General features: G+C 65.5%; 26 protein-coding genes. 14 read left to right on the plus strand and 12 right to left on the minus strand.

Annotated features, from left to right (window positions below; all coding sequences use genetic code 11):
- Positions 1-3: 3 nt before the first annotated feature.
- Genes ACO07I_RS03110 through ACO07I_RS03120 form a run of 3 tightly spaced genes read right to left on the minus strand, consistent with a single transcriptional unit; the run spans position 4 to position 3834 of the window.
- Positions 4-1065: an ABC transporter ATP-binding protein gene (locus tag ACO07I_RS03110; protein ID WP_422014202.1), complete on the minus strand. Its 1062-nt coding sequence runs from the start codon at positions 1063-1065 to the stop codon at positions 4-6.
- Complete coding sequence (locus tag ACO07I_RS03115) at positions 1062-2795, minus strand: ABC transporter permease (RefSeq protein WP_422014204.1); 1734 nt, start codon at positions 2793-2795, stop codon at positions 1062-1064. The genes ACO07I_RS03110 and ACO07I_RS03115 overlap by 4 nt, the downstream gene beginning before the upstream one ends.
- Before the next feature lie 13 nt (positions 2796-2808).
- Complete coding sequence (locus ACO07I_RS03120) at positions 2809-3834, minus strand: ABC transporter substrate-binding protein (protein WP_422014206.1); 1026 nt, start codon at positions 3832-3834, stop codon at positions 2809-2811.
- A 95-nt stretch (positions 3835-3929) separates the two neighbouring features.
- On the opposite strand from ACO07I_RS03120, the gene ACO07I_RS03125 reads away from it, so the two are divergent.
- The 8 genes from ACO07I_RS03125 to ACO07I_RS03160 all read left to right on the plus strand — a co-directional run bounded on the left by ACO07I_RS03125 (position 3930) and on the right by ACO07I_RS03160 (position 11814).
- Positions 3930-4535 carry a class I SAM-dependent methyltransferase gene (locus ACO07I_RS03125; protein WP_422014208.1) on the plus strand — a complete coding sequence of 202 codons (606 nt, stop codon included), beginning with the start codon at positions 3930-3932 and terminating at the stop codon, positions 4533-4535.
- A gap of 291 nt (positions 4536-4826) precedes the next feature.
- Positions 4827-6179 carry an MmgE/PrpD family protein gene (locus tag ACO07I_RS03130; protein ID WP_422014210.1) on the plus strand — a complete coding sequence of 451 codons (1353 nt, stop codon included), beginning with the start codon at positions 4827-4829 and terminating at the stop codon, positions 6177-6179.
- A gap of 47 nt (positions 6180-6226) precedes the next feature.
- Positions 6227-6715 carry a MaoC family dehydratase gene (locus tag ACO07I_RS03135; protein WP_298305426.1) on the plus strand — a complete coding sequence of 163 codons (489 nt, stop codon included), beginning with the start codon at positions 6227-6229 and terminating at the stop codon, positions 6713-6715.
- Entirely contained in the window at positions 6715-7875 is a 1161-nt protein-coding gene (locus tag ACO07I_RS03140) for an acyl-CoA dehydrogenase family protein (protein WP_422014213.1), read from the plus strand. Before ACO07I_RS03135 ends, ACO07I_RS03140 begins: the two co-directional genes overlap by 1 nt.
- Positions 7875-8369 (plus strand): MaoC family dehydratase, encoded by a 495-nt coding sequence (locus ACO07I_RS03145; RefSeq protein WP_422014215.1) that lies wholly within the window; start codon positions 7875-7877, stop codon positions 8367-8369. Before ACO07I_RS03140 ends, ACO07I_RS03145 begins: the two co-directional genes overlap by 1 nt.
- Positions 8370-8433: 64 nt before the next feature.
- Positions 8434-9654: a CaiB/BaiF CoA transferase family protein gene (locus ACO07I_RS03150; protein ID WP_422014217.1), complete on the plus strand. Its 1221-nt coding sequence runs from the start codon at positions 8434-8436 to the stop codon at positions 9652-9654.
- An 11-nt stretch (positions 9655-9665) separates the two neighbouring features.
- Positions 9666-10580 (plus strand): HpcH/HpaI aldolase/citrate lyase family protein, encoded by a 915-nt coding sequence (locus ACO07I_RS03155; protein WP_422014219.1) that lies wholly within the window; start codon positions 9666-9668, stop codon positions 10578-10580.
- 1 nt (position 10581) lies between these two features.
- Positions 10582-11814: an MFS transporter gene (locus ACO07I_RS03160; protein ID WP_422014221.1), complete on the plus strand. Its 1233-nt coding sequence runs from the start codon at positions 10582-10584 to the stop codon at positions 11812-11814.
- Between the two features lie 7 nt (positions 11815-11821).
- Here the strand turns inward: ACO07I_RS03160 and ACO07I_RS03165 are convergent, their stop codons facing one another.
- Positions 11822-12772 carry a Bug family tripartite tricarboxylate transporter substrate binding protein gene (locus ACO07I_RS03165; protein ID WP_422014223.1) on the minus strand — a complete coding sequence of 317 codons (951 nt, stop codon included), beginning with the start codon at positions 12770-12772 and terminating at the stop codon, positions 11822-11824.
- Between the two features lie 60 nt (positions 12773-12832).
- Here ACO07I_RS03165 and ACO07I_RS03170 point away from each other — a divergent pair, with 60 nt between their 5' ends.
- Positions 12833-14419 (plus strand): ABC transporter substrate-binding protein, encoded by a 1587-nt coding sequence (locus ACO07I_RS03170; RefSeq protein ID WP_422014225.1) that lies wholly within the window; start codon positions 12833-12835, stop codon positions 14417-14419.
- A gap of 41 nt (positions 14420-14460) precedes the next feature.
- Complete coding sequence (locus ACO07I_RS03175) at positions 14461-14964, plus strand: VOC family protein (RefSeq protein WP_422014227.1); 504 nt, start codon at positions 14461-14463, stop codon at positions 14962-14964.
- Between the two features lie 17 nt (positions 14965-14981).
- On the opposite strand, the gene ACO07I_RS03180 is transcribed toward ACO07I_RS03175, so the two are convergent.
- The gene (locus tag ACO07I_RS03180) at positions 14982-15722 is read right to left on the minus strand and encodes a dienelactone hydrolase family protein (protein WP_422014229.1); all 741 of its coding nucleotides are present in this window, start codon (positions 15720-15722) and stop codon (positions 14982-14984) included.
- Positions 15723-15799: 77 nt separating this feature from the next.
- Between ACO07I_RS03180 and ACO07I_RS03185 the strand changes: the two genes are divergently transcribed.
- Entirely contained in the window at positions 15800-17014 is a 1215-nt protein-coding gene (locus ACO07I_RS03185) for an ABC transporter substrate-binding protein (RefSeq protein WP_422014231.1), read from the plus strand.
- A 14-nt stretch (positions 17015-17028) separates the two neighbouring features.
- Positions 17029-18081, plus strand: a complete 1053-nt coding sequence (locus ACO07I_RS03190; RefSeq protein ID WP_422014233.1) for a WD40/YVTN/BNR-like repeat-containing protein — start codon at positions 17029-17031, stop codon at positions 18079-18081.
- Between the two features lie 44 nt (positions 18082-18125).
- Here the strand turns inward: ACO07I_RS03190 and ACO07I_RS03195 are convergent, their stop codons facing one another.
- Together ACO07I_RS03195 and ACO07I_RS03200 are read right to left on the minus strand one after the other, a co-directional pair.
- Positions 18126-19226 carry an HlyD family secretion protein gene (locus ACO07I_RS03195; protein WP_422014235.1) on the minus strand — a complete coding sequence of 367 codons (1101 nt, stop codon included), beginning with the start codon at positions 19224-19226 and terminating at the stop codon, positions 18126-18128.
- Positions 19223-19672 carry a MarR family winged helix-turn-helix transcriptional regulator gene (locus ACO07I_RS03200; protein WP_422014237.1) on the minus strand — a complete coding sequence of 150 codons (450 nt, stop codon included), beginning with the start codon at positions 19670-19672 and terminating at the stop codon, positions 19223-19225. The genes ACO07I_RS03195 and ACO07I_RS03200 overlap by 4 nt, the downstream gene beginning before the upstream one ends.
- 45 nt (positions 19673-19717) lie before the next feature.
- Between ACO07I_RS03200 and ACO07I_RS03205 the strand changes: the two genes are divergently transcribed.
- Positions 19718-21256, plus strand: coding sequence for a DHA2 family efflux MFS transporter permease subunit (locus ACO07I_RS03205; RefSeq protein WP_422014239.1), 1539 nt, complete (start codon positions 19718-19720; stop codon positions 21254-21256).
- A gap of 1 nt (position 21257) precedes the next feature.
- Here the strand turns inward: ACO07I_RS03205 and ACO07I_RS03210 are convergent, their stop codons facing one another.
- Genes ACO07I_RS03210 through oxlT form a run of 3 tightly spaced genes read right to left on the minus strand, consistent with a single transcriptional unit; the run spans position 21258 to position 24102 of the window.
- On the minus strand, positions 21258-21593 hold the full coding sequence (locus tag ACO07I_RS03210) for a hypothetical protein (RefSeq protein ID WP_422014241.1): 336 nt from the start codon (positions 21591-21593) through the stop codon (positions 21258-21260).
- Between the two features lie 4 nt (positions 21594-21597).
- A complete protein-coding gene (locus tag ACO07I_RS03215) occupies positions 21598-22857 on the minus strand; it encodes an NAD(P)-binding protein (protein ID WP_422014243.1) in 1260 nt (419 codons plus the stop codon).
- A 6-nt stretch (positions 22858-22863) separates the two neighbouring features.
- Entirely contained in the window at positions 22864-24102 is a 1239-nt protein-coding gene (oxlT, locus tag ACO07I_RS03220; protein WP_422014245.1) for an oxalate/formate MFS antiporter, read from the minus strand.
- A 91-nt stretch (positions 24103-24193) separates the two neighbouring features.
- On the opposite strand from oxlT, the gene ACO07I_RS03225 reads away from it, so the two are divergent.
- A complete protein-coding gene (locus ACO07I_RS03225) occupies positions 24194-24607 on the plus strand; it encodes an avidin/streptavidin family protein (RefSeq protein WP_422014247.1) in 414 nt (137 codons plus the stop codon).
- Positions 24608-24634: 27 nt separating this feature from the next.
- Here ACO07I_RS03225 and ACO07I_RS03230 read toward each other — a convergent pair whose 3' ends face one another.
- Both ACO07I_RS03230 and ppk2 read right to left on the minus strand, forming a co-directional pair.
- Positions 24635-25072 (minus strand): hypothetical protein, encoded by a 438-nt coding sequence (locus ACO07I_RS03230; protein WP_422014249.1) that lies wholly within the window; start codon positions 25070-25072, stop codon positions 24635-24637.
- A 35-nt stretch (positions 25073-25107) separates the two neighbouring features.
- Positions 25108-25920, minus strand: coding sequence for a polyphosphate kinase 2 (ppk2, locus tag ACO07I_RS03235; protein WP_422014251.1), 813 nt, complete (start codon positions 25918-25920; stop codon positions 25108-25110).
- Between the last annotated feature and the right edge of the window lie 79 nt (positions 25921-25999).

Genomic DNA, 25999 nt, shown 5'->3' on the forward strand with positions numbered 1-25999 from the left:
GAACTACTCTACCCGTACCATGGCGGACGGCGCGATCTCCAGCCAGACGCGGCTGCCGACCTCGAAAACGACAGTCGGGGATGTCGAAACGCGCAACGGCTTCGTGCCGCCCTGCGGACGGACCTGATAGTCCCAGTATTCGCCGAGATAGGAGCGGTCGACGATCTCGGCCTCGATGGCAAGGCCCGGCCCGGCCGGCTTATCGCGGGAAAGGCCGATCGCCTGGGGGCGCAACGAATAGAGGAGCTTCCCGCCGCCGGTCGCGCCTTCCAGCGCCGCGGCCGGCGCGCCGAAGCCGTCGAAGCGCACATCGCTCCCCTGCAAGGTCCCCTCGACGAAGTTCGTGCGGCCGATGAACCCGGCCACGAAGCGGCTCCTGGGGCGCCCGTAGAGCACATGCGGGGCGTCGATCTGCTCGACCTTGCCCTTGTTCATGACCACGATCCGGTCCGACGTCACCATCGCCTCGGACTGGTCGTGGGTGACGTAGACGGTCGTGATCTTGAACTCGTCGTGCAGGCGGCGGATTTCGAATCGCATCTCCTCGCGCAGGTTGGCGTCGAGATTGGACAGCGGCTCGTCGAGCAGCAGCACCTCGGGTTCGACGACGATGGCGCGGGCCAGCGCGACGCGCTGCTGCTGGCCACCGGACAGTTCGGCCGGGTAGCGGCCCTTGAGGTTGCGCATCTGGACGACGTCCAGGATCTTGTCGACCCGCCGGTCGATCTCGGCGCGCGACAGTTTCCGGATCTGCAGGCCGAAGCCGACATTCTCGCCCACCGTCATGTTGGGCCAGATGGCATAGCTCTGGAAGATCATCGACATGCGGCGATGCTCCGGCGGCACCACGCCCGACGCGGACGAAATCTGCTTGCCGTCCATCTCGATGCTGCCGCTGCTCGGCGGCATGAACCCCGCGATCATACGCAGGGTCGTGGTCTTGCCGCAGCCCGACGGGCCCAGCAGGGAGACGAACTCGCCCTTGGCAAGCTCCAGCGAGAAATCGGCCACCGCCTCGAACGCGCCGTAGCGCTTGGCGACATTCTTCAAAACGAGCTTGCTCATGTCGCGTTACGCCTCAGCATGAAGTCGCGGCCCAGGGCCTTTTGCCCGATCCAGAGGAGCGGCAGCGTCAGCACCTGCAAGACCAGGGCGAGCGCGGCGAGGCGTTCGAAGTTCCCCTCCTCGCTCATGTCGAAGATCATGACGGACGCCACCTTGGTGTTGGGACCATAGAGGAAGATCGCCGCCGACAGCTCTCGCGTCGCCGGGATGAAGATCAGAAGCCATGCGCCCATCATATTGCGCTTGAGCAGCGGCGCCACGACGCGACGTAATGCCGTCAGACGGCTGCCGCCGAGCACACGGACCGCCTCCTCCATCTCGGGGTTGAGGCTGTTGATGGCGGCGCTGGCATTGACGTAGCCCACCGGCAGGAAGCGCGTGGTGAAGGCCAGGATCATGATCAGCGCCGTGCCATAGAGCGCCAGCGGCGGCGGCGCATAGGCCGCATAGAAGCCGATCGCCAGCACGACGCCGGGGATCACGAAGGGCGCCACACACAGGAAGCCCAGCACGCCGCCGAACGGGATCAATCGCCGCGCCACGATGTAGGCCACGCCCAGCGTCAGGAACACCGCTACCGTGGCACTGATGCCCGCATACACGAAGCTGTTGATGACCGACTGGGCGGCCGTGGCATGCTCGAACAGGATGAAGCGGAAGTTCGCGATGGTGATGTTGTCGAGCAGGAACCCGCGGCCCCACGCCTTGGCGAAGGCCGACTGGATCAGGAAGATATAGGGCAGGAACACCGCCAGGGCGGCGACGAACATGGCATAGCCGAACATCACCCAGCGCCAGCGGCCGAGCAGGATCGGACGCCGCTCGCCGCCCTTGCCGGTCAGGGCCACGAAACCCTTGCGCCTTACGATCAGCCGTTGGACCAGCACCAGCAGAATGGTGACGCCCAGCAGCGGCATGGCATAGGCCGCCGCCACCTCGACCCGGACGGGGTTGCCGAAGAACTGGAAAAGCTGCGTCGTGACGACGTTGAAGCGTGCCGGGATCGCGATCAGGGCGGGCGAGCCGAACAGCGCGATCGCCTCCAGGAAGCAGATGATCATGCCGCCCAGGATGGCCGGCAGCGCGAGCGGCAGGGTCACCTTGCGCATGGTCCGCCACGGTCCCGCGCCCAGGATGTTGGCGGCATCCTCCATCTCCGACGACACCAGCTCCAGCGCCGCGGTCGTGAAGATGAAGATGTAGGGGAACGAATAGAGCGCGATGACGACGGCGAGGCCGGTGAAGCTGTAGATGTTGAACGGACCGGCCTCCGCCCCCGTCGCCATCATGTAGAAGCGGTTCAGCCAGCCCGCGTTCGGGCCGGCCAGCAGGATCCAGGCGACGGCGCCGGTGTAGGGCGGCGTGATGAAGGTCGCCAGCACCAGCATGCGCGTGAGACCGCGGCCCGGCATGTTGGTGCGCGCGACAGCCCAGGCCAGCGGCACGGCGAAGAGACCGGCCAGCAGGGCGGACACGGCGCCGAGCTTCAGCGAATTGACCAGCGCATCGACATAGCGCGCCCTGCCATAGGCCGTCGCGTAGTTGGCAAAGGTGAATTCGCCGGTGCGCTCCGCCTGGAAACTGGTGATGACCAGGTAGACGAACGGACTCACCACCAGGAACAGAAGGACCGCGATGATCGCGATCCACAGAAGCCAGGACGAATCGAACCGGCTGGCGCGCACGGGGCGCACCGGCATCGTATCGATCGTCGGAGCCGTAACCGACATGTTCAGGCGTCGATCAGTTGCCGAACGTGTCGCGCCACTGCTCGATCACTTCGGGGATGCCCTTCTCGACCTCCGTCACGGTCGGCCGAATCACCTTGATCTCGCTGATCGGCTTGGCACCCGGAGGCGACGGGACTTCGGGACGCAGCGGGATCAGGAAGTGCTTGGCGCTGATCTTCGCGGCCTCGATCGTATAGAGGTATTCCATGAACAGCTTGGCCGCGTTCGGATGCTTGGTGCCCTTCATGATCGCCGAGGGCGAGATGATCAGCACCGACCCGTCGCTGGGATAAACGACCGCCAGCGGATTGCCGCGCGACGCGCTGAACAGGGTCGAGCCGTCGGAGCCCGCCGCCACCTGACGCTCGCCGGCATTCAACGCGGTCACCGTGTCGTTGATCGAGCGGCCGATCTGCGGCTTGTTCTTCTCCAGCTTGTCGAAGTACTGCCAGCCGTAGAGCTTCTTCATCGAGAGCACCCACGTGCCGACATAGCCGGAGAAGCCCGGATGGCCGGTCGAGACCTTACCCTTCCACTTGATGTCGAGCAGGTCTTCCCACTTCTTCGGGGCGTCCTCGGCTTTCACCTTGTTGGTGTTGTAGGTGATCACGACCATGCCGGCCGCGGTGGTCTGAAAGAAGCCATCGGGATCGAAGTTCTGAAAGACCGGAGAGATCTTGGACATGTTCTCCGGCACATACTTGTCGAAGCGACCCTCCGCCTTCAGCCGGGCATAGTGGCCGAGGTCGGTCGACGAGAAGACATCGCAATTGGTCTGGTTGTTCTTGATGTCCTGCAGCAGGCGCTGATAGGCAACCTGCGCCGTCGTGCGCACGACGTTGACCTTGATGCCGTACATCTCGGTGAAGCCGCGGCCCAGATCCTCCGCTCCTTCAGACGTGTAGTGGGCAACGTACCAGGTGAGCTCGCCTTCCTTCTTGGCGGCTTCGGTCAGGGCGTTGAGGTCCGCCCGCGCGGCGAGTGGCAAAAACGCAAGGGCCACCGCCATGGCCCAGACAAGGCTTCCCAACCTCTTCATGAATTCCTCCCGGAACGTTGATTCATTTATTTATGGGTTGCGATACGATCACACGAGGCGCGCTACCACAAGCGCGGGAGACCGAGAGAACGCGCATGACGGAAAGCGACCGATCGGCCGGATGGGCCGCCTACTACCAGCAACTTCGTGACCGTCCGCCGCGCAAGACATTGCTCGCCGCGCTCGATGCGTTCGGCACTACCCCTTCTGACGCCCTCGTCATCGATCTCGGATGCGGCGACGGTCGCGACGTGATCGAGGAACTGCGCCGCGGCTGGCGCGTCGTCGCTGTCGATGCAGAGCCCGAGGCGCTGCGCCAGTTGCAGGCGAGACCTCTGCCCGACGGATGCGACGTCACGCCCGTCAACGCCCGGCTCGAAGAGGTGCCGATCCCGCTCGGCGTCCAGCTCGTCAATTCGAGCTTTGCGATGCCCCTCTGCGCGCCCGAAGACTTCCGCCGAACCTGGGAGCGAATCCGCGAGGCCCTGCCCTCGGGCGGGCGCTTCTCCGGTCAATGGTATGGCCCGCGCGACAGTTGGGTCGACCGACCGGGCATGACGTTCCTCTCGCGCGACGAGGCGCTTGGGCTGCTCCAGGAACTGGACCTCGAGATGTTCGAGGAAGAGGAAACCGACGGCGTCACGCCGCGCGGCAACGCCAAGCACTGGCACATCTTCCACATCGTCGCGAGGAAGCCCTAGGCAGCTTTACGCCTCGCCCGCGTCGTGCGAGGCTCCTCCTCCCATCAACATCGAAAGGAGGTGATCCTGTGAACTACACCATCACGACGCCGGCGATCTCTGCAGTTGCCGCCACCAGGATCGTTCCTGCAATGGCTTGGTGCTGCCGGTAACGGGGTCACCGATAGTCGGCACAAAGCCGCCTCCGGGCGGCTTTGTTGTGTCTGGGCCGTATCGTTGAGCGAAAGCCCGAATGGTGGACAAGGCGGCGGCTGGTGGCCGACACTTGCACCATAAATTCAGGAGGAAAACATGGCTGCCGTCGTTCCGGTCACGGCCGAAATCGCCAAGCGTGCCGCCGCCCTCGCCTGGCAGGACCTGCCGGACGATCTCGTCGAGCGCACCAAGCAGTGCCTCCTCGACTGGTTCGCCGTCACCATCGCCGGGGCGCAGGAAGATCTCACCAACATCCTGATCGCCGAGGCGCTCGAGGACGGCGCCAGAGGTCCCGCGACCCTGGTCGGCCGCTCCGAGACCGTCCTGCCCTCTACCGCCGCCCTGATCAACGGCGCCGCCAGTCATGCGCTGGACTATGACGACGTCAACTTCTCGATGGGCGGCCATCCCACGGTCACCGTCGTCCCCGCCCTGCTGGCGCTCGGCGAGCAGATGAAGGCCTCGGGCCGCGTGTTCATCGAGAGCTTCGTCGCAGGCTACGAGACGTCGGGGCGCGTCGGCCGCCTCGTCTCGCCCAGCCATTACCAGAAGGGCTTCCACGTCACCGGCACGGTCGGTTCCTTCTCGGCCACCGCCGCGGCCGGCCGCATGCTGGGCCTCGACGACCGCCAGCTCGCCGTGGCCTTCGGCATCGCCGCCACCCAGGCCGCCGGCCTCAAGTCCAACTTCGGCACTATGTGCAAGCCGCTGCATGCCGGTACCGCTTCCGAGCACGGGCTGCGCGCGGCCCGCCTTGCCGCCAGGGGCTTCACGGCCCGTGGCGATTCCCTCGAATGCGACCAGGGCTTCGCCTCCTCACAGAGCGACCATCTCAACGCCGAGGCGGCGCTGGGCGAGCCGCCGTCGGGCTGGCACCTGCGCAACAACCTCTTCAAGTACCATGCGGCCTGCTACCTGACGCACGCGCCCATCGAGTGCGCCAAGGAAATCCGGCTGAAGAACAATTTCCCGCCGGAGCGCGTGCAGAAGATCCTGCTGCGCATCGACTCCGGTGCCGACAAGGTCTGCAACATTTCCAATCCGACGACCGGTCTCGAAGCCAAGTTCTCGCTGCGCCAGACCGTGGCGATGGCGCTGACCGGGGTCGATACCGCCAACCTCGACTCCTACAACGAGGCCGTGACCCAGGAGCCGCGCATCAAGCAGCTGCGCGACAAGATGGCGATCGAGTTCCAGCCGCACTGGGCGCATTCGCTGGCCGAGATGGCGATCCAGCTCGACGATGGCACGACCATCGAGGTCACCCACGATTCCGGCATCCCGTGGGCCGACCTCGAGAAGCAGCGCCAGGCGATCGAGACCAAGTTCGACAGCCTCGTGACTCCCCTGCTCGGCGCAGCGGGAGCGCGTCGCCTGCACGATGCGATCGAGCGCATCGACAGCCTCGGCGATGTCGGCGAACTGGTGCGTGCGTCGGCGAAGAATTAGTCATATTCCTCTCCCCGTCAGGGCGAGAGGCGTAAACAGGAGTAGGAATGACAGAGGATTTCAGGGCCCGCGCCCGGCTGGTGCCCAAGGGCAATCGCTATGAGGATTTCGAAGTCGGCCGCGTGTTCAGGCACCATTGGGGTCGCACGATCACCGAGTCCGAGAGCACGCTCTTCACGACGCTGACCTTGCACTTCAATCCGCACTACTACAATGCGGCCTACGCCCAGGCCCATGGCCATCCCGGCATCGTGGCCAATCCCCTGCTGGTCTTCACGACGGTGTTTGGCCTCACGGTCGAGGATCTGAGCGAGGGCGGCGGGCCGTTCCTCGGCGTCAACGAACTCACCTATCACCAGCCCGTCTATCCCAGCGATTCGCTGCGCGCGGAATCGGTCGTGCTCGACCGCCGTGTCTCGGACTCCCACAAGGGGTTCGGCATCGTCACGTGGCACAGCAAGGGCTTCAATCAGCGCGAAGAGCTCGTCATCGACTTCAAGCGCACCAACCTCGTCCGTCTCAGGAATTCCAACTAATGCCTTTCCTCACCGAAGAACGCCGCATGATCCAGGAGCAGGCGCGCGAGTTCACGCTGAACGAAGTGTTGCCGGTCGCCAACAAGCTCGACCCCGAAAAGGGCGACATCCCGATGGATCTGCGCGACAAGATGGCCGAGCTCGGCTATTTCGGCATCCTGATCCCCGAGGAATATGGCGGCCTGGGCCTCGGCTGCTCGGAATACTGCCTCGTCACCGAAGAACTCTCGCGCGGCTGGATGAGCGTCGCCTCGATCATCGCCCGCGGCAATCTGCTGATCGGCTCGCACAAGATGAGCGAGGAGCAGCGCCGGCGTTACCTGCCGCGCATGGCCAAGGGTGAATTCCTCGGCGCCTTCTCAATGTCGGAACCTAACGCGGGGTCCGATATCTCCAACATCTCCTGCCGCGCCAAGAAGGACGGCGACAGCTATCTGATCAGCGGCAACAAGTACTGGTGCACCTTCGCCGACGGCGCCGACTTCATGATCATCATCGCGCGCACGTCCGAAGCGCCTCCGGGCAAGCGCCACCTCGGCCTGTCGATGTTCTTCGTCGAGAAGAAGCGGGGCGAGCTGATGCCGGGCTGCAGCGGCTCGCCTATTCCCAAGATCGGCTATTTCGGCTGGAAGACCTGGGAACTCGCGTTCGACAATTGCCGGGTCAAGGCCGAGGACATGATCGGCGACGAAGGCCAGGCCTTTTATTACGCAACGGCCGGTCTCGAGACCGCGCGTGCCCACACCGCAGCCCGCGCCATCGGCCTCGCCCAGGGCGCCCTCGACGATTCGGTGCGCTACGCCGGCGAACGCCGCCAGTTCGGTCAATCGATCTCGGAGTTCCAGGCGATTCGTTTCAAGATCGCCGACATGGCGACGCAGATCGAGGCGGCGCGCCAGCTCAACTACTTCGTCTGTGAACAGATCGACACCGGCCAGCGCTGCGACAAGGAAGCGTCGATGGCCAAGCTGTTCGCTTCGGAAATGGCCGAGCGGGTGTGCAGCGAAGGCCTGCAGATCCATGGCGGCGCGGGCTACACCACGCTTCATGCGGTCGAGCGCCACTGGCGCGACGCGCGCCTCACCAAGATCTTCGAAGGCACCTCGGAAATCCAGAAGCGCATCATCTCCGACCGCCTGCTCGGCCGCGGGAGGAACTGATGCCCGCTTCAAGTCTCAAGGTCTCCACCCTCACCGGCACGCACAACTACTTCGAGGACTTCACCGTCGGCGACGTGATGAAGCACGCCCGCGGCAAGACCGTCGAGCCGATGGAGCAGGTCTGGATCACCAACGTGACCATGAACACGGCCGAGGCTCATTTCAACGAGCACCTGACCCAGTCGACGCCCTACGGCCAGCGCCTGGGCTTCGGCGGTGTCACCATCTCCATGTGCATCGGCCTCGCCGCCGAGGACACAGCGGAGAATGCGCTGATGGAGCTCGGCATGGACAAGATCCGCCTCAAGGGGCCGCTCCATCACGGCGACACGCTCTACTGCTACACCGAAGTGCTGGAGAAGAAGGACGCGAAGCAGGACGATGCCGGCATCGTTCGCTTCAAGCACTACGGCGTGAACCAGGACGACAAGCACATCTTCGAGGGTGAGCGCACCGTCCTGATCAAGCGCCGCAGTCACTGGGGAGACAAGTGATGTTCATGGGAGCGCGCCACTTCAGTGGCGCATCATATGAGCGCTACTGGAGTGGCGCGCTCCTATGAGTGAGGTCCTCGGCGCTCTCGACGGTGTGCGCATCGTCGACCTCACGCAGATGCTGGCCGGCCCCTACTGCACGATGCTGCTGGCCGACCAGGGCGCGGAAGTCATCAAGGTCGAGCCGCTCGACGGCGATCACACCCGCATCATCGGGCCCTATCACGTCGACGACAGGCTGAAGGCGTTCGGCGGCTACTTCGCCTCGGTAAACCGCAACAAGAAGTCGATCGCCATCGACCTCAAGACGGAGGCCGGCCGCGACCTGGTCCTGAAGCTCTGCGACAATGCCGATGCGGTGGTCGAGAACTATCGCGGCGGCGTCATGGATCGCCTGGGCCTCAGCTACGAGACCCTGCACGCCCGCAATCCGAAGCTGGTCTACGCCACGATCCGCGGCTTCGGCGACGTTCGCACCGGCAAGAGCCCCTACTCGGACTTCCCCGCCTACGACGTCATCAGCCAGGCGATGGGCGGGATCATGGCCATCACCGGCCCCGACAAGGACACGCCGATGAAGGTTGGGCCCGGCGTCGGCGACATCGTGCCGGCCATCACCTGCGCCTTCGGCATCGTCTCGGCGATCCTGCGTGCCTACAAGACCGGCAGGGGCCAGTTCGTCGATGTCGGCATGGTCGACGCGATCCTCGCGGTCTGCGAGCGCATCATGCATCAGCACTCCTACGCCCAGACGCTGCCGCATCCGGAGGGCAACCATCACCCCCTGCTCTGCCCGTTCGGCATGTTTCCGGCGAAGGACGGCTTCGTGACGATCGCCGCGCATGCCGATGCGCACTTCCCGATCCTGTGCCGGCTGATCGACAGGCCCGAGTTCGCCACCGATCCGCGCTTCATCACCGTGCAGGACCGCCGGGCCAACCAGGACGTTCTCATTGCCACCGTCTCCGACTTCACGCGCCAGCGCACCAAGCAGGAGCTTCTGAAGCATTTCGGCGGCAAGGTACCCTTTTCGCCCGTCTACAACGTACGCGACATCGTGGCCGATCCCCACTTCAAGGCGCGGGACATGCTGCCCTGGGTGCCGCATCCCGGCCTCGACCACGAGGTCCAGATCGCGGGCGTCGCTGTTAAGATGACCGAGACTCCCGGCAAGGTGCGCCATCGCGCGCCGTTGCTGGGCGAACATACCGACGAGTATCTCAAGACCATCGGCCTCGGCGCGGGCGACATCGCCCGGCTGCGCGCCGACAAGATCGTAGCTTAAGGAGAAGATAGATGACCGACCGTCCCAGGCGCGCCCGCCGCGTCCAGCTCTCGACCCCCGGCTCGAGCGAGAAGATGATCCAGAAGGCGTCGGAGTCGAAGGCCGATCACGTCTTCCTCGACCTCGAAGACGCCGTTGCCCCCAGCCAGAAGCGCGACGCCCGCAAGAAGATCATCGAGGGCTTGAAGACGCTCAACTGGAAGGGCAAGACGCGCTGCGTGCGCATCAACGACCTCACGACCGAATACGCCTACGAGGACATCATCGAGATCGTCGAGGGCGCCGGCGAGCATCTCGACACGATCATGATGACCAAGGTGCAGACCGCCGCCGACGTGCTGTTCGCCGACAAGCTGCTTCATCAGATCGAGAAGAAGCTGAAGATGAAGCGTAAGATCGGCCTCGAGGCGCTGATCGAGGAAGTCGAGGGCATGCAGAACGTCGATTCGATCGCCGCCTGCACGCCGCGCCTCGAATGCCTGGTGTTCGGCATGGGCGACTTCTCGGCCTCGATGGGCGTCACCAACAGGAATGTCGGCGAGACCGACGGCTACCCTGGTGACATCTGGCACTATGCCCGCTTCCGGCTGATCATGGCCTGCCGCGCCGCCGGCATCGATCCGGTCGATGGTCCGTTCGCCGACTTCAAGAATCCCGACGCCTATCGCGAGGAGTGCAAGCGCTCCATGATCCTGGGCTGTGTCGGCAAGTGGGCCATCCATCCCTCGCAGATCGACATCGCGCTCGACGTCTACTCGCCCAAGCCCGACGACATCGCCCGCGCCCGCAAGCTCGAGAAGGCCTATGCCGAGGCCGAGGCGGCGGGCCTGGGTGCGATCAACGTCGACGGCATAATGGTCGACGTCGCCTCGATCCGCATCCTGCGCAACACCATCCTGAACAAGGCCGACCTCTACGGTCTGTAGGATGGAACCGGGCGCGGCGCCGAAAACGGAAGGCCCGCGCCCCGGTCTGCAGCCGGCGCTCGTCCCCATCGGGGCGATGCTGGGCACGCAGGTGCTCATTTCGCTGGCCGTCCTGTCGCTCAGCGTGCTGATGCCGGCCGTGGCGCGCGATCTCGGGATCGCCCCGAAACTGGTCGGGGCCTTCACCGCCGTCACCTACGCGATCGCCTCGGGCGTCGCCCTGTGGAGCGCGGGCCCGATCTCGCGGCTGGGCGCCGTCCGTGTCTGCCAGTTCGCCATGCTGGCCGCGGCGATCGGCCTTGCCCTCAATGCCACGGCCTATGTTGCCGCGACCGTCGTTGCGGTCGCGTTCATCGGCTTCGCCCAAGGCCCTATCAATCCCGCTTCGGCGCATATCCTGAGCCAGCGCGTGCCACGCGCCTGGTTCAGCCTCGTCTTCTCGGTCAAGCAGACCGGCGTGCCGCTGGGTTTCGCGGCCGCGGGCATTTTTCTGCCCCTGCTGCTTCCGGCGCTCGGGTGGCGTGGCGCTTCGCTCTGCGCCGCCGCGCTCATGCTGGTCGGCGCCGGCGTCCTCGAAGTGCTGCGCGCCCGTCTCGATGCCTCGGTGGCGCCCTCCGCGCCGTCGGACGGCATCTGGTCCTCGATCGTCCATGTGATGCGCCATCCGGAGATGCGCGTTCTCGGCTGGTCGGCGCTGCTCTACGTCGTGGCGCAGCACACCTTCACCTTCTTCCTCGTGACCTATCTCTACGAGCATTGCCGCCTCAGCATTGCCGAGGCCGGCTTCCTGCTCTTCCTGGCCCAGATCGGCGGCACGGGGCAGCGCCTGATCCTGGGCGCCCTGGGCGACCGCTTTCCGCGCATGATGCTGCTGGGCTGGACCGGAATCGGCATCACCCTTGGCGCCATCGCCACCAGCCTGATCTCGGCCGAGACCCCTTATTGGCTGATCGGCCTGGTGGTCTTCGCCTACGGCACGGTCGTCATCAGCTGGAACGGCGTCTCGATCGCCGAGTTCGCGGCCCTCGCTCCGCCGGGACAGGTGGCCGCCGTCGCCGCGGTGCAGACCGCCCTCGCCTTTTCCGGCGCCGTGATCGGTCCGCCACTGTTCGGCCTGATCGCCGCGGTCGCCGACTATCGCAGCGCCTTCCTCCTGGTCGCCGCCTGCGTCCTCGCCGCGGCGGTCTGGCAGATCGTGACGTCGTCCCGGCTGCGCCGCCTGCGTCCCTCCTGAGCCCTCGTCAGGGCTCCTTCATGCCGGCGGTCGACACGATCTCCGCCCACTTCTTGGTCTCGACGGCCTGGAAAGCGGCCAGCTCCTCGGGCGATCCGACGAACGAGATGCCGTAGCTGGTCTTCAGCAAATTGAGATAGGCCGGGGACTTCGCCGCCTGTCGAACGAGTGCGTTCAGCTTGTCGATGATCGGCCGCGGCGTGCCGGCGGGCGCGTAGAGCGCCGTCCACGCCCACATCTCGAAGCCGGGAACGCCGCTCTCGTCGACCGTCGGGAACTGGTCGAGGCCAGGAATACGCTGCTTGCTCGTGACCGCAAGGCCGCGCGCCCGACCGTCGAGGACCGGCGGCAGGCCGACGGTGAAGTCCGAAAAGATGATGTCGATGCGACCGCCCAGCAGGTCCGAAATCGCCTGCGGCTGGGTCTTGTAGGGCACGCCCAGCAGGTCGGTCCCGGTCATGATGCGGAACAGCTCTGCGCCGCCGCGGCTCGACCCGTTGCCGCTGCCGAAGCTCAGCTTGCCGGGCTGCGCCTTCGCAAGCGCAACAAATTCCTGGATCGTCTTCGCCCGGAGGTCGTTGCGCACCATCACGATCTGAGCGCCAAGCGTGATGCCGGCGACCGGCGCGAAACTCTTCACCGGATCGTAGGCCAGCGCCTTGTAGACGTGCGGATTGATCGCCTGCGTCGTCTGCGTGGTGAAGAACAGCGTGTAGCCATCGGGCGCCGCCGCAGCCGCGGACTGGGCCGCAATCTGACCTTCGGCGCCGGGCTTGTTCTCGATCACGACGGTCTGGCCGGTTTGCACGGCGATGTCCTGCCCGATCGCACGCGCGGCGATGTCGGTCGCGGTGCCGGGACCGAACGCGGTGATGATCTTGATCGGCTTGGCCGGATAGTCCTGAGCGTAGGCCGGTACTGCGAGCAGCATTCCGACCAGCAAACTGATGATCTTCATGACCCAACTCTAGGCACAGCGAAGTGCTAGCGTCATCACAAACAAAAGGAGGAAACGAAAATGAAGATCCCAGTAGTGGCGCTCGCCGCGACCGTCGCGGCCCTGGCCGTTGCTCCCACCGCCTGGGCGCAGAAATCCGGCGGCACGCTCAAGATCGCCCACATGGACAATCCGCCGAGCGCCTCGATCCACGAGGAGGCGACGATCTCGACCGTCATGCCGTTCATGTCGGTCTACAACAACCTCGTGATGTTCGATCCCAAGACCAAGCAGAACACGCCGGACAACATCATCCCCGAACTCGCGACCGAATGGAAATGGAGCGACGACGGCAAGAAGATCACCTTCAAGTTGCGCGACGGCGTGAAGTGGCACGACGGCAAGCCCTTCACCAGCGCCGACGTGAAGTGCACCTGGGACATGGTGACGTCCGACGAATCGAAGCTGCGGAAGAATCCGCGCAAGACCTGGTACTTCAATCTCGAGCAGGTCACGGTCAACGGCGACCGCGAGGCGACCTTCCACCTCAAGCGGCCGCAGCCGTCGCTGCTCACCATGCTCGCCGCGGCCTTCTCACCGGTCTATCCCTGCCACGTCTCGACGGCGCAGATGCGGCAGAAGCCGATCGGTACCGGCCCGTTCAAGTTCGTCGAGATGAAGCAGAACGAGTCGGTCAAGCTCGCGCGCAACCCGGACTACTGGAAGCCGGGCCGGCCCTACCTCGACGCGATCGAATTCTCGATCATCCCCAACCGGGCCACCTCGCTGCTGACCTTCGTCGCCGGCAAGCTGGACATGACCTTCACCTCCGTCGTCACACCGTCCATGGTCAACGATCTCAAGGTCCAGGCTCCGACCGCGATCTGCGAGGCACAGCCGACGAACACCCAGGCCAACCTGCTGGTCAACCGCGAGAGGCCACCGTTCGACGACGCAAAGATCCGCCGTGCCATGGCGCTCTCGATCGACCGAAGTGCCTTCAACGAGATCCTGGGCCAGGGCAACTACCGCATCGGCGGCGCGATGCTGCCGCCGCCGGAAGGTCTGTGGGGCATGCCGACCGAGTTCCTGTCGACCGTGGCCGGCTACGGGCCCGACGTGGCCAAGTCACGGGAGGAAGGCCGCAAGATCATGGCCGAGCTGGGCTACACGGCCGAGAAGCCGCTGAGGATCAAGGTCTCGACCCGGAACATCCCGAGCTATCGCGATCCGGCCGTCATCCTGATCGACCATCTGAAACAGGTGAACATCCAGGCCGAGCTGGAGCCGCTCGAAACCGCGGTCTGGTACAACCGCATGATGCGCCGCGACTTCTCCATCGGCATGAACGTCCAGGGCGTCGGCGTCGACGATCCGGATGTCGTCTTCTACGAGACCTTCCGCTGCGGCTCGGAGCGCAACTACACCAACTACTGCAATCCGGAGGTCGAGAAGCTGTTCGACCAGCAGTCGATGATGACCGACCTCGAGGCCCGCCGGAAGCTCGTGTGGGAGATCGACAAGAAGCTGCAGGAGGATGGCGCACGCCCGGTGATCCAGCATGGCTGGGGCGGCACCTGCTGGCGCCCCGAAGTGAAGGCCGTGAACCTTGCGGTCAACACCATCTACAATCACTGGCGTTTCGAGGATGTCTGGCTCGACCGCTAGGACGGCGGTAGACTCGGGCAGATGAATGATCGGAGGTTTCGATGATCAAGGGTCTGCACCACAACGCCTATCGCTGCCGCGACTCCGAGGAGACGAGGAAGTTCTACGAGGACTTCCTCGGCCTCCCCCTCGTCCATACGCTGAAGATCGAGGAAACCAAGACCGGCCGCACGACCGGCACCGGCGTGCTGCACACCTTCTTCCAGCTCGACGACGGCTCCTGCCTCGCCTTCTTCGAGGCACCGGACATGGCGTTCGATTTCAAGGACCAGCACGATTTCGACCTCCACATCGCCCTGGAGGTCGAACCCAAGCATCTCGAGCGGATGTTGGCCAAGGGAAAGTCGGAGGGCCGCGAGGTCCGCGGCGTCTCCGATCACCATTTCATCCGGTCGATCTATTTTCGCGATCCCGACGGCTACGTGATCGAACTCGCCGCCAAGGTCCCGGGACAGGAATCGGCGATGGACCCGACGAAGAACGGCGCGCGCGCCAAGCTCGACGACTGGCAGGCGAACAAAGCCCCTTCGTCGGCAGCGGCCTGAGTGCATCCTCCGCGGCGTCAGCCGAGGTTTCGGCGGTAGAGGGCGATCAGGCGCTCCCAGTGCCGTTCGGCGGCCGGCTTGTCGTAGCACCAGCGCTGCGGGAAGGCGAAGCCATGGTGCACGGTCGGCTGGATCTCCAGTTCGCCCTTTGCGCCGGACTTGTCGAACAGCGCCTTCAGTTCCTTGACCATGTCGGGCGGCGCCAGTTCGTCGTGCTCGGCGCAGGAAATGTAGAGCTCACCCTTCGCCTTGCCGAGGGTCAGGTGCGGGCTCTCGACCGCGTCGCTCACCAGCCAGGTGCCATAAAAGGACGCCGCCGCAGCGATGCGATCCGGAAAACGCGCCGCCGCTGCCAGTGAGTAAGGGCCGCTCATGCAATAGCCATGGGTGCCGACAGGCCCCATCTTCGACTCCTTCTGCGCATCCGCGAAGGCGATCATCGCCGCGACGTCGTCCATGACCGGCGGGATCGTCATCTTGGTGCGGACGGACCGCATGCGCGCGTGCTCGTCGCTGCCATGCTTGAGCACGTCCGGGCCGTACTTCGTTTCGGTGCCGGCGCGGTAGTAGAGGTTGGGCAGCATCACGTAGTAGCCGACCGTCGCCAGCCGACGCGCCATGTCGTAGAGCTCCTCGCGGATGCCCGGCGCGTCCATCAGGAACAGGACCGGTGGGTAGGGTCCGCCGCGCTCCGGGTGGCAGATGAAGGTTTCCATCGCCCCGTCCCGGGTTGGGATGTCCAGAATTTTCTCGATCATTGGTGTCTCCTCCGCTTTGCGGCACGCCGACGGGCTTGCTAGGCTTCGCTCAATAACAAAGCCTAGGGAGAGAGACGATGAGACGGAACCTGTTCAGCACGGCCGCATTCTGCCTTGCGGCCTGGGCCCTGCCGGCGGCAGCCCAGCTTTCCGACAATACGGTCAAGATCGGCGTCGCCACCGACCTGTCGAGCCTCTACGCCGACATCAACGGCCCGGGCGCGGTGCTTGCCACCCAGATGGCGATCGAGGATTTCGGCGGCTCCGTCCTCGGCCAGAAGATCGAGTTCGTGTCCAGCGACATCCAGAACAAGGCGGATGTTGCGGCCACGACGGTCGGTCGCTGGTTCGACAACGAGAAGGTCGACATGGTGATGGGGGCCGGCGCCTCCTCCTCGTCGATCGCGGCGGGCCGCGTCGCCGGCGACAAGAAGCGTATCTTCATCGCGCCGGATCCGGCCTCGTCGGATCTCACTGGCAAGCTCTGCAATCCCTACATGATCCATTGGGTCTATGACACGACTGCACTCGCCAACGGCACCGGCTCGGCGGTCGTCAAGGCCGGCGGCAAGACCTGGTTCTTCCTGACCGCCGACTATGCGTTCGGCTATGCGCTGGAGCGCGACGTCTCCGCGGTCGTCAAGAAGGCCGGCGGAACCGTGGTCGGCGGCGTGAAGCATCCAATCAACACCAACGACTTCTCGTCCTTCCTCCTGCAAGCCCAGGCTTCAAAGGCGCAGATCATCGGCCTGGCCAATGCCGGCGGCGACACGATCAACTCGATCAAGCAGGCCTCCGAGTTCGGCATCGTCAAGGGCGGCCAGAAGCTCGCTGGGCTGCTGGTCTTCATCTCGGACATCCATTCGCTGGGACTGGAGCGTGCGCAGGGCCTGAACCTGACCGAGGCCTTCTACTGGGATCTCAACGACCAGACGCGCGCCTTCTCCAAGCGCTTCGCCGCCCGCTTCAATGGCAAGATGCCGACCTCCGCGCAGGCCGGCTTCTATTCGGCGACCCTTGCCTACCTGAACGCGGTCAAGTCGACCGGAACGGACAATGCCGAGAAGGTCATGGCCGCCATGAAGGCCGCGAAGTGGGACGACCCGCTGTTCGGCGCCAGCTACGTTCGGCAGGACGGGCGCAAGATGCATAACATGTATCTCTTCGAAGTGAAGAAGCCGTCCGAGTCGAAGGGACCATGGGACTACTACAAGCTGCTGGCCACCATCTCCGGCGAGGATGCGTTCCGGCCGCTGGCCGACAGCGAGTGCCCGCTGGTCAAGAAGAACTGAGCCGGGAGTCCGAAATGGCCGAGCAGTCGAACCTCTATGTCGGCGTCGCCGGCTATTTCGGGAAGCCGGACCATAAAGGCCGCGTCGGCATCTTTCGCCGCGGCACCGCGAGCGGCGACTGGCAGCATGTGCTGGGCGCCGTCCAGGCCTTCACCGTCTTCGTCCATCCGCAGAATCCGGAGATCGTGTTCGCCGGAACCAATGACGGCGTGTGGCGCAGCACCGATCGCGGCGCCACCTTCCGCCGGACCGCCTTTCCGGACGCCGGCACGCAGGTCTGGTCGTTCCTCGTCGACTCGCGCGATCCGGATCGCGTGTTCGCCGGTGCCTCGCCGATCGGGCTCTATCGCAGCGACGATGGCGGTGCATCGTGGCGGGCCCTCCCCGATCCGGCCATCGACACGCACTGCACGGGCCCCTTTGCGTCGCGCGTCATGCGGTTGGTGCAGCATCCCCGGCGCCACGACGAACTCTACGCCGCGCTTGAGATCAACGGCGTCATGCGCAGCATCGATCTCGGCCAGACCTGGACCGATTGCAGCGCGGGCCTGCTGAAGCTCGCCGAGCAGGACCATCTCAAGAGCCGGATCGTGAGCGACACGACGGCCGAAGGTATGCTCGACGGTCATGCCGTCACCATCAACCCGGCCGACCCCGACGGGCTTTGGCTCGCCGTGCGCATGGGCCTGTTCCGCAGCGGCGACCAGGGCCGCACCTGGAAGGACATGGAGGTTGGCCGCTTCTCGCCCACCACCTACGGCCGCGACATCCGCGTCTCGCCCGTCGAATCCAACACCCTCTACTCCGCCCTCTCCGTCGCCGCGGCCAGCCAGGATGGCGGGCTCTACCGCAGCGAGGATGGCGGCGAGAGCTGGACCCGCTTCGACAAGGTCCAGGTGCACGGCACGATCATGTCGATCGGCCTGCATCCGACGGACGCCGGACAGGTCTATATCGGCGCCCGCTACGACGGCGAGGTCTTTGGCACCCGCGATGCCGGCAGGACATGGCAGGCGATGCCCCTGCCCGGCGAGGTCCAGCACATCTATTCGCTGGCGTGTGGGTGAGGATGATCACGGGAGCGCGCCATTCCAGTGGCGCTCCAATGAGACTACTTCGACTGCGCTGTGACGTCGTGCGGCGGTGATGCGGGAGCCGGCGGCGGGCCCTTCGTGCCGCCCAGCAGGCTCGTCAAATCGCGCTCGCGGCCGGTGTCGATCCTGACCGCTGCGGTCATGCCGGCCCGCAGCGGCGGTTCGCCGACATGCGGCAGAAGCCGCAATTTCACCGGGAGGCGCTGCACGACCTTGACCCAGTTGCCGCTGGCATTCTGCGGCGGCAGGATCGCGAACTCCGCGCCCGTGGCCGGGCTCACGCTCTCGACCAGCGCTTCCCAGGTGACGTCGGGATAGGTGTCGAGCACCACGGTGGCCTTCTGACCGACCTTCACATGGGTGAGCTCGGTTTCCTTGAAATTCGCCTCGACCCAGGGCCGGCTCAGCACGACCAGCGAGAAGAGCGGCGTCGCCGCCTTGACCTGCTCACCCTGTTGCAGCCGCATGTTGACCACCACGCCATCGACCGGGGCCCGTACGGTCGTGCGGGCGAGATCGAGCGCCGCGCGCTCTCGCGCCGCCGTCTTCTCGCGCACCAGCGGATGCGCCTCGACCGCCAGCTCGGGATCGCCGTTCAGCGCCGCCAGCACGCGCCGCAGCTTCTCCCGCGCCGTCGCCACTCGGTCGGCCGCCGCGCGCGCGTCGTTCTGCGATTCGTCGCGCTTGCTGGCGGAGGCCACGCCCTTCTGCGCCAGTTCTTCCTGGCGCTGGGCCTGACGCTGGAAATAGTCGGCGCGGGCCTCGGCGTCGGCCAGTTCGGCGACCGCCTCCCGCCAGATCCCGCGCAGATTCTCGACATGGGCCCGCGCCGAATCGAGCTCGGCCTCGGCGCTGTCGAGCGCCAGCCGGAAAGGCCTCGATTCGATGGTGAACAGTTGGGCGCCGGCCTCGACGGAGGCATGATCCCGGGTGAGGACCCGCCGGACCTGGCCGGAGACTTCAGGCGCGATCTGGACGATATGGGCCTTCACATAGGCATTGTCGGTCGAGACGTAGCGGCCTCCCGACAGCCACCACCACCCCGCCCCGCCGGCCGCCAGCAGAGGGACCGCAACCAGCAGCACCAGCCGCAGGACGGGGACGGGGCGGCGGCTCATGTTCCGTGGCCTCCCGCCATCGACTGGAGCTGGCCCTTCACCCGTGCCGCCAGTCGCGTGAACTGCGCGCGCTCGGCGGCGGAGAGCGGCGCCAGCGCGTCGTCGACCGTGGTCTCGGCGATTGCCCACATATCCTTGTGCGCGCGCCGCGCGTCCTCCGTCAGATACAGGCGGTTGATGCGACGGTCCTCGCTGTCGGCGCGCCGCTCGACCCAGCCGTTCTTCTGCATGCGGTCGATCATGCGGCCAGCGCTGGCGCGGTCGATCTCCAGCATGTCGGCGAGCTCGGTCTGGCTGGCCCCGGGCCGGCGATAGAGCCGTGTGAGCACGAGCCACTGCGCTCGGGTCAGGCCGATGTCGCGCACGCGCCGATCGAATACGGTGCGGATCAGGCGCGCAACGTCCGATAGCACGTAGCCGATATATTCGTCGTCGTCCGGGCCCAAGGCTGCTCGCTCGAGATTGTTGCCTAGGCTACATTAGCCCAGGCCATGAGTTCAAGCGCGCCCACCGCCGACGCCGCCCCGTCTGCCGCCGATAGCGAAACCTCGCTCGGCAAGCGGATCCTGATTCTCGTCATGGTGGTCCTGGGTTCGACCCTCTACGCCACCACCCTGTTGATCGCTTCGACCCTGCTACCCCAGATGCAGGGCACCATGTCGGCCACCCAGGACGAGATCGCCTGGGCCATGACTTTCAACATCCTGGCCACCGCCGTCGCAACGCCCATGACCGGCTGGCTGACGGCGCGCTTCGGCCGCCGCCAGACCATGATCTGGTCGGTGCTGGCCTTCACGCTCACCACATTGATGTGCGGCCTGGCCGATTCGCTGGAGAGCCTGATCCTGTGGCGGGTGCTGCAGGGCGCGCTGGGAGCGCCGGTGATCCCGCTGTCCCAGACCATCCTGCTCGACACCTTCCCGAAGCGGCAGCAGGGCCTCGTGACATCGATCTTCGGCATGGCCGTGGTCATCGGTCCGGTGATCGGTCCGACCGTCGGCAGCATGCTGTCGGAGATCTACAGCTGGCGCTGGGCCTTCTACATGATCGTGCCCGTGGGCGTGATCTCGTTCGTCGGCCTGCGCCTCACCCTGCCCTATGACCGGCCGACCGGGCAGGCGCGGCTCGACTGGACCGGCTTCCTCTCGCTCTCCATTGCCATCGCCTGCGTGCAGCTCGTCCTGTCGCGCGGCCAGAGGCTCGACTGGTTCGACTCCCTCGAGATCCAGATCGAGACCTTCATCGCCATCGTCTCGTTCTGGATCTTCCTCGCCCACAGCCTCACCGCCGAGCGGCCGTTCCTCAACCTGAAGCTCCTGCTCGACCGCAACTACGCGATCGGCCTCGTGCTGGTGCTGATCTATGGCATGCTGAACTTCACGCCGATGGTACTGCTGCCGCCGCTCCTCCAGCAGCATGCGGGCTTCCCCGATTCGCTGATCGGCGAGGTCATCGCCGCGCGCGGTGTCGGCGCCACCCTTGGCTTCTTCCTCGCCATCTTCGTCGGCCGCATGGACCCGCGCATCGGCCTGATCGCGGGCTTCCTGTTGCAGACACTGTCCGGCGTTTGGCTGATGACCATAGACCTGAGCGTCGACATGAATACGCTGATGCTGAACAGCCTGCTGCAGGGCGTTGCCGTGGGCGTGATCTGGGTGCCGCTCACCCTCGTCACCTTCTCGAACATGAGCGGCGCGAACCTGGCCGAAGGCACGGCGGTCTATCACCTGCTGCGCAACATCGGCTCCAGCTTCTTCATCTCGATCTGCGTCGCCGAGATCGTGCGGGCGACCAGCACGAACTACAGTCGCATGGTCGAACTGGTGAACCCCTACAACAAGTCGCTCGCCCTGCCCTGGGTGACCGGCGGCTGGGACTACGAGACCGTGTCGGGTCTCGCAAGACTGTCGAAGGAGATCAACCGGCAGGCGGCGATGATCGGCTACATCAATGCCTTCGGCCTCTACACCGCGGCGTCCGCGATGGCGATCCCGCTCATCCTGCTGATCGGCCGGCGCGCGCGACGATAGGTTACCTGCTCGAGCCGACTGCGGAGCGTGCGTCCTGATAGGCTGCGCGTGCTGCCTTCGCGGCCTTGAGTGCCGCCTCGCGGCGCGTTGCCGCGCGGTCGTCGAGCACGTAGAGCAGACCGGCGCAGAAGATGAAGGCGCCGCCCAGGACGTAGTAGTGCCAGGCCTCGAGATAGAGGCGGAAAGTCACGACGATCAGCGGGACCGGGATGAACACGAGAGCGAATCGGATCCAGGAGGCGCGGTTGTAGCGGCGGACGGCGTCCCTTGCCTGCCTCTGCCGCAGCCACATCTCCCGGCGAAGCGTTTCCAGTGCGGGCTTGGCTTCGCCGCTCACCGGATCAACGTCCTACCCGCGCCATCTCGCGCACCACGAGACGGGCGGCCGGGCCGCTGCGCGCAGCCGAATCGGGCTTCAGCAGATTGCCGATCTCGAAGCGCAGCAGATGGACCTCGGGATGCAGCACCGCGGCCCGGCGCATCGCCTCGCTTCCCTGAACCATCTGGTCGAACCGTGCCGGGCGCTCGCCCAGGGTGCGCGGATATTCGAGATCGGCCATGGCCGCGACCGACCAGGCCTGCCGGCTGACTTCTGCCGCCCGCGGCAGGTAGGCGCCCGCGGTCGCGTCGAGGTCCTGCGTTTCCGCCAGCACGTCGCGCAGGGCCAAGGCATGACCGGCTGCGACCGACATGCCCTGACCGAAGGTCGGATTGAAATTCGAGATGCAGTCGCCGATCGGCAGCACCCGCGGCGGCAGTCCTGCGGCGCGCTCATAGTGCCGCCACCGCGCCTCGGCGATGCGATAGCGCTGCACCGGAGTCAGGGGCACGGCGTCCCGCAGCCGTTCGGCGATGTCGGGCACCGGCAGCGCCGCGGCATAGGCCAGGAAGCCCTCCGGATCGTCCGGCACCCGGTTGTCGACGCGGCTGCAGAGGGTGATCAGCCACTCGTCGTTCTCGACCGGACAGACCAACCCGTAGCGATCGTCCGGCGGCTTCGGAATGCAGGCGATGAAGCGACCCTCGCCGCGGAAGCGTGCCGGCTTGGCAAAGCGTGCCGAGCTGTAGTTCACCTCGAGGCCAAGCACGGTCTCCGGCACCTCGACGCCGGCCAGCAGCCTGTCACCACGACCGCTTGCGATCACCGTCAGGTCGGCACCGGAAGGCACGGCGTCGACGGGACAGCGATCGCGGATCTCGACGTTGCCGAGCTTCAGGACCTGCTGGCGGACGACGAGTTCCAGAGCGGGGCGGCTCATCATGAGCTGGCTGTAACCGAGGTCCCGCGTCGCCTGCCACGAATCGCGCTCCCAGATCGAGACATCCCGGGTCTGCTGCACCTCGATGGCGCCCGCCTTCAGCAAGGCCGCACGGGTGCCAGGGAGCAGGCCTTCGAGCGCCCTTTCGCCTCCCTTCAACAGGATATGGACCTGCAGGTCCTGCGGCACGCCCTTGCGCGGACGCGGCGAGGCCGGCAGTTCGTCCTTGTCGAAGATTTCCACGCACTCGAAAAACGGTGCGAGGGCCGCCGCTGCCGCCAGGCCGCCGATGCCCGCGCCGACGACAACGGCACGGGCGCCCGCTCTGCCCCGACTCGTCATCCTCGCCTATTCCCGCCTCAGCCAGGCCGCCCGCATCGGTCGCAGGACGGCGATCCCGAGAAGGGCGGCAACGGCGTTGGCGCCGACGGCGATCGCGAAGACCATCTGCCAGTCGCCCGTCGCGCGAACCAGCATGTCCGACAGCGGAACCAGCATGGCGGCGAAGCCCTTTGCCGTGTGCAGCATGCCCGCATTGGTCGTGGCGTAGCCCGACCCGAAATAGTCGGTGCAGGTGGCCGGAAAGAGGCTGGCTACCTCTCCCCAGGCGAAGAACACCAGGCTGGCCAGGAGCACGAACATCACCGGATCGTGGCCCCAGCGGGCGAAGGCCAGGATGCTCAGGGCGCCCATCGTGAAAGCGAGGAACATCGTGACTTCGCGCCCGATATAGTCCGACAGCCAGCCGCAGAGTGGCCGCGCGATGCCGTTGGTCACCCGGTCAAGCGCCAGCGCGAAGGTGAGCGCCGGCAGGGTCAGGCCCAGCATGCTCACCGGCACGTCCGCCACCTGGAAGCTGCGGGCGATGCCGGCCAGATTGGCCGTGAAGGTCAGGCCGGCCGAGGTGACCAGCAGCGACATGACGAACAGGACCCAGAAGAGCGGTGAGCGCAGCACCTCGCGCGGCGTATGGTCGTTCCGCGCATGCGGCAGCCGCTCTTGGATCGTGGCCAGCGTGGCGGCCTCCGGCTTGCGCAGCGCCAGCGACGCGAGGCAGACCAGAATGCCCTGGCCGAGGCCGAACCAGAGAAAGGCCGCCTCGTAGCCGTGATGCTCGATCGTATGGTGCATCGGAATGATGGTGAGGGCCGAGCCAATCCCATAGCCGGCGACCGTCAGTCCGGCGGCCAGGCCGCGACGGTCCGGAAACCATTTCAGCGCATTGCCGAGACACGTGCCGTAGACACAGCCCGCGCCGATGCCGCCCAGCGCGGCGCCGAGATAGAGCAGCGGCAGCGAATCGGCGACCGAGTTCAGGCTCCAGGCGATGGCCACCAGCAGGCCGCCGGTGAGCGCAACGGGCAGCGGTCCGAACCGGTCGACGACCCAGCCCTCGAACGGGACGAGCCAGGTTTCACTCAGGATGAAGATCGTGAAGGCGACCTGGATGGCCGCCCTTCCCCATTCGTACTTCGCATTGATCGGGTGCACGAACAGCGTCCAGCCGTGCTGGAGGCTGGAGATCATCACCATGCAGAGAATGCCGGCCAGAAGCTGTATCCAGCGGTTGGTCAGGGGAGCGGTCATGCGTGGAGAGGCACCGGGGCCCTGGTTCTCACTGGAAATAAGCGCCGGGATGGGCTGCATTGGAAGCCTGCAATCATTCACCGGAACCTAGATGACTGATCGTCTCGCGTCGATCCTCGGACTTGGCCTGATGGCCGCACTCAGCCTTCCCCTGCCGCAGGCGACGGCCCAGATGCCCGCGGTCACGGGCACCTGGGTGAACGATCACGGCTCCGTGCTGGTGATCCAGTCAGTTGGCGCCGACGGCAGTGTTGCCGGGACCTATTCCAACAACGCACCGGGCTACAAATGCGCCGGCGTGGCCTTCCCGATCGTCGGCTGGATGGACGGCGCACGCATCTCCTACACGGTTCGATGGAAGAACGCGTCGGTGGACTGCGCCTCGATCACATCATGGACCGGCTACTTCAACGAAGGTCGCCTCGGGGTCGAGTGGGTGCTCACGTACGAAGAGTACGGCGCGCCCCGCCTCCGGACCGGCTCCGACTCCTATACGCGGCGATAGGCGCTCGCTCTCGGCGCCTTCGCAGGATCAACCCCAGCTCAGCGTTATGGCGACGTCGCCCGGCATCCCGCCCGGATAGTCCACGATGTGATAACGGATGTGATAGCCGAGCGGGCGCAGCTTGTGCTTCCAGTATCCGTAGATTTCCTTCGGGATGCCGGTGAGCGTGTTCTCCCAGCCCTCCTCGACCTGATTGATCGCGCGGCCGCCGTCGGTGCAGATGTGGTTGGGAAACCTGAGCACCTGAACCGAGCTCAGGCCGTTCGCCATCGCGCGCTCGATCATGATCGATGCCTTCTCGCTCGCCTGCTCCTCGGTCAGTCCCGATGGCTTGAGCAGATGGTCGATGAAAGCCTTCTTCTCCGCTTCGGCGGCTTCATGGGCCTTCAGCGCGGCCGAGGCCTTGGCACTCTCGGCCTCGGCCATCTTCATGTGCAGCTCCCGGACGCTCAGCAGCTTCGACATGCTCGTCTCCATCGATTACGGTTTGGGTATCGGGACTAGAACTTCCGGTCGACGTGGCGGCGGTCGGCGATCGAGGCCATGTCGTCATAGGCCCGCTTCTCCGAACGCCGCGGGAGTTTCACCTTGGCGCGTTCGACCTTCTTGTAGGGAATCTGCGCCAGGATGTGCGCAATCACGTTCAGGCGCGCCCGCTTCTTGTCGTCGGACCGCACGATGTACCAGGGCGCATGGCCGGAGTCGGTGTGTTCGAGCATCAGGTCGCGCGCCCTCGAATAGTCATACCATCGCGAGTAGGACTGGACGTCCATCGGGCTCAGCTTCCACTGACGGAGCGGGTCTTCGATCCGCGCCTTGAAGCGACGATCCTGCTCCGCCATTCCAACCTCGAGCCAGATCTTGATGAGGCGCAGGCCCCCTTCGATGGCAAATTTCTCGAAGACCGGACAGATATCGAGAAAGCGCTGATGCTGTTCGGGCGTGCAGAATCCCATCACGTATTCGACGCCAGCGCGATTGTACCAGCTGCGGTCGAAGATCACGATCTCGCCACCAGCCGGGAAATGCTCGACGTAGCGTTGAACGTACATCTGCGTCTTGTCGCGGTCGGACGGCGCCGGCAGCGCGACCACGCGGAAGACCCGCGGGCTCACCCGCTCGGTCAGAGCCTTGATCGTGCCGCCCTTGCCCGCCGCGTCGCGCCCTTCCAGCACGATGACCACGCGCTCGCCGGAGAGCTTGACCCAATCCTGCAGCCGGCAAAGCTCGACCTGCAGTTTGCGCAACTCGTTCTCGTAGACCTTGCGCCTGAGCTTTTCCGTCCCCGCGCCGAGTTCTTTCTTCTTCGACATCCCAGGCCTCAAGGGGCGACCGGTTCGCCGACGCTACCGGCAGCGCGGCGCCCGCCGGCCATCAACTTCAGCACGTCGC

This window comes from Reyranella sp., assembly GCF_965227665.1.
Taxonomy (GTDB): Bacteria; Pseudomonadota; Alphaproteobacteria; order Reyranellales; family Reyranellaceae; genus Reyranella.

Bases quoted from the DNA above. Each gene is read 5' to 3' on its own strand.
- ACO07I_RS03110 (WP_422014202.1), bottom strand. From the start codon at position 1,065: ATGAGCAAGCTCGTTTTGAAGAATGTCGCCAAGCGCTACGGCGCGTTC.
- ACO07I_RS03115 (WP_422014204.1), bottom strand. From the start codon at position 2,795: ATGTCGGTTACGGCTCCGACGATCGATACGATGCCGGTGCGCCCCGTG.
- ACO07I_RS03120 (WP_422014206.1), bottom strand. From the start codon at position 3,834: ATGAAGAGGTTGGGAAGCCTTGTCTGGGCCATGGCGGTGGCCCTTGCG.
- ACO07I_RS03125 (WP_422014208.1), top strand. From the start codon at position 3,930: ATGACGGAAAGCGACCGATCGGCCGGATGGGCCGCCTACTACCAGCAA.
- ACO07I_RS03130 (WP_422014210.1), top strand. From the start codon at position 4,827: ATGGCTGCCGTCGTTCCGGTCACGGCCGAAATCGCCAAGCGTGCCGCC.
- ACO07I_RS03135 (WP_298305426.1), top strand. From the start codon at position 6,227: ATGACAGAGGATTTCAGGGCCCGCGCCCGGCTGGTGCCCAAGGGCAAT.
- ACO07I_RS03140 (WP_422014213.1), top strand. From the start codon at position 6,715: ATGCCTTTCCTCACCGAAGAACGCCGCATGATCCAGGAGCAGGCGCGC.
- ACO07I_RS03145 (WP_422014215.1), top strand. From the start codon at position 7,875: ATGCCCGCTTCAAGTCTCAAGGTCTCCACCCTCACCGGCACGCACAAC.
- ACO07I_RS03150 (WP_422014217.1), top strand. From the start codon at position 8,434: ATGAGTGAGGTCCTCGGCGCTCTCGACGGTGTGCGCATCGTCGACCTC.
- ACO07I_RS03155 (WP_422014219.1), top strand. From the start codon at position 9,666: ATGACCGACCGTCCCAGGCGCGCCCGCCGCGTCCAGCTCTCGACCCCC.
- ACO07I_RS03160 (WP_422014221.1), top strand. From the start codon at position 10,582: ATGGAACCGGGCGCGGCGCCGAAAACGGAAGGCCCGCGCCCCGGTCTG.
- ACO07I_RS03165 (WP_422014223.1), bottom strand. From the start codon at position 12,772: ATGAAGATCATCAGTTTGCTGGTCGGAATGCTGCTCGCAGTACCGGCC.
- ACO07I_RS03170 (WP_422014225.1), top strand. From the start codon at position 12,833: ATGAAGATCCCAGTAGTGGCGCTCGCCGCGACCGTCGCGGCCCTGGCC.
- ACO07I_RS03175 (WP_422014227.1), top strand. From the start codon at position 14,461: ATGATCAAGGGTCTGCACCACAACGCCTATCGCTGCCGCGACTCCGAG.
- ACO07I_RS03180 (WP_422014229.1), bottom strand. From the start codon at position 15,722: ATGATCGAGAAAATTCTGGACATCCCAACCCGGGACGGGGCGATGGAA.
- ACO07I_RS03185 (WP_422014231.1), top strand. From the start codon at position 15,800: ATGAGACGGAACCTGTTCAGCACGGCCGCATTCTGCCTTGCGGCCTGG.
- ACO07I_RS03190 (WP_422014233.1), top strand. From the start codon at position 17,029: ATGGCCGAGCAGTCGAACCTCTATGTCGGCGTCGCCGGCTATTTCGGG.
- ACO07I_RS03195 (WP_422014235.1), bottom strand. From the start codon at position 19,226: ATGAGCCGCCGCCCCGTCCCCGTCCTGCGGCTGGTGCTGCTGGTTGCG.
- ACO07I_RS03205 (WP_422014239.1), top strand. From the start codon at position 19,718: ATGAGTTCAAGCGCGCCCACCGCCGACGCCGCCCCGTCTGCCGCCGAT.
- ACO07I_RS03215 (WP_422014243.1), bottom strand. From the start codon at position 22,857: ATGACGAGTCGGGGCAGAGCGGGCGCCCGTGCCGTTGTCGTCGGCGCG.
- oxlT (WP_422014245.1), bottom strand. From the start codon at position 24,102: ATGACCGCTCCCCTGACCAACCGCTGGATACAGCTTCTGGCCGGCATT.
- ACO07I_RS03225 (WP_422014247.1), top strand. From the start codon at position 24,194: ATGACTGATCGTCTCGCGTCGATCCTCGGACTTGGCCTGATGGCCGCA.
- ACO07I_RS03230 (WP_422014249.1), bottom strand. From the start codon at position 25,072: ATGTCGAAGCTGCTGAGCGTCCGGGAGCTGCACATGAAGATGGCCGAG.
- ppk2 (WP_422014251.1), bottom strand. From the start codon at position 25,920: ATGTCGAAGAAGAAAGAACTCGGCGCGGGGACGGAAAAGCTCAGGCGC.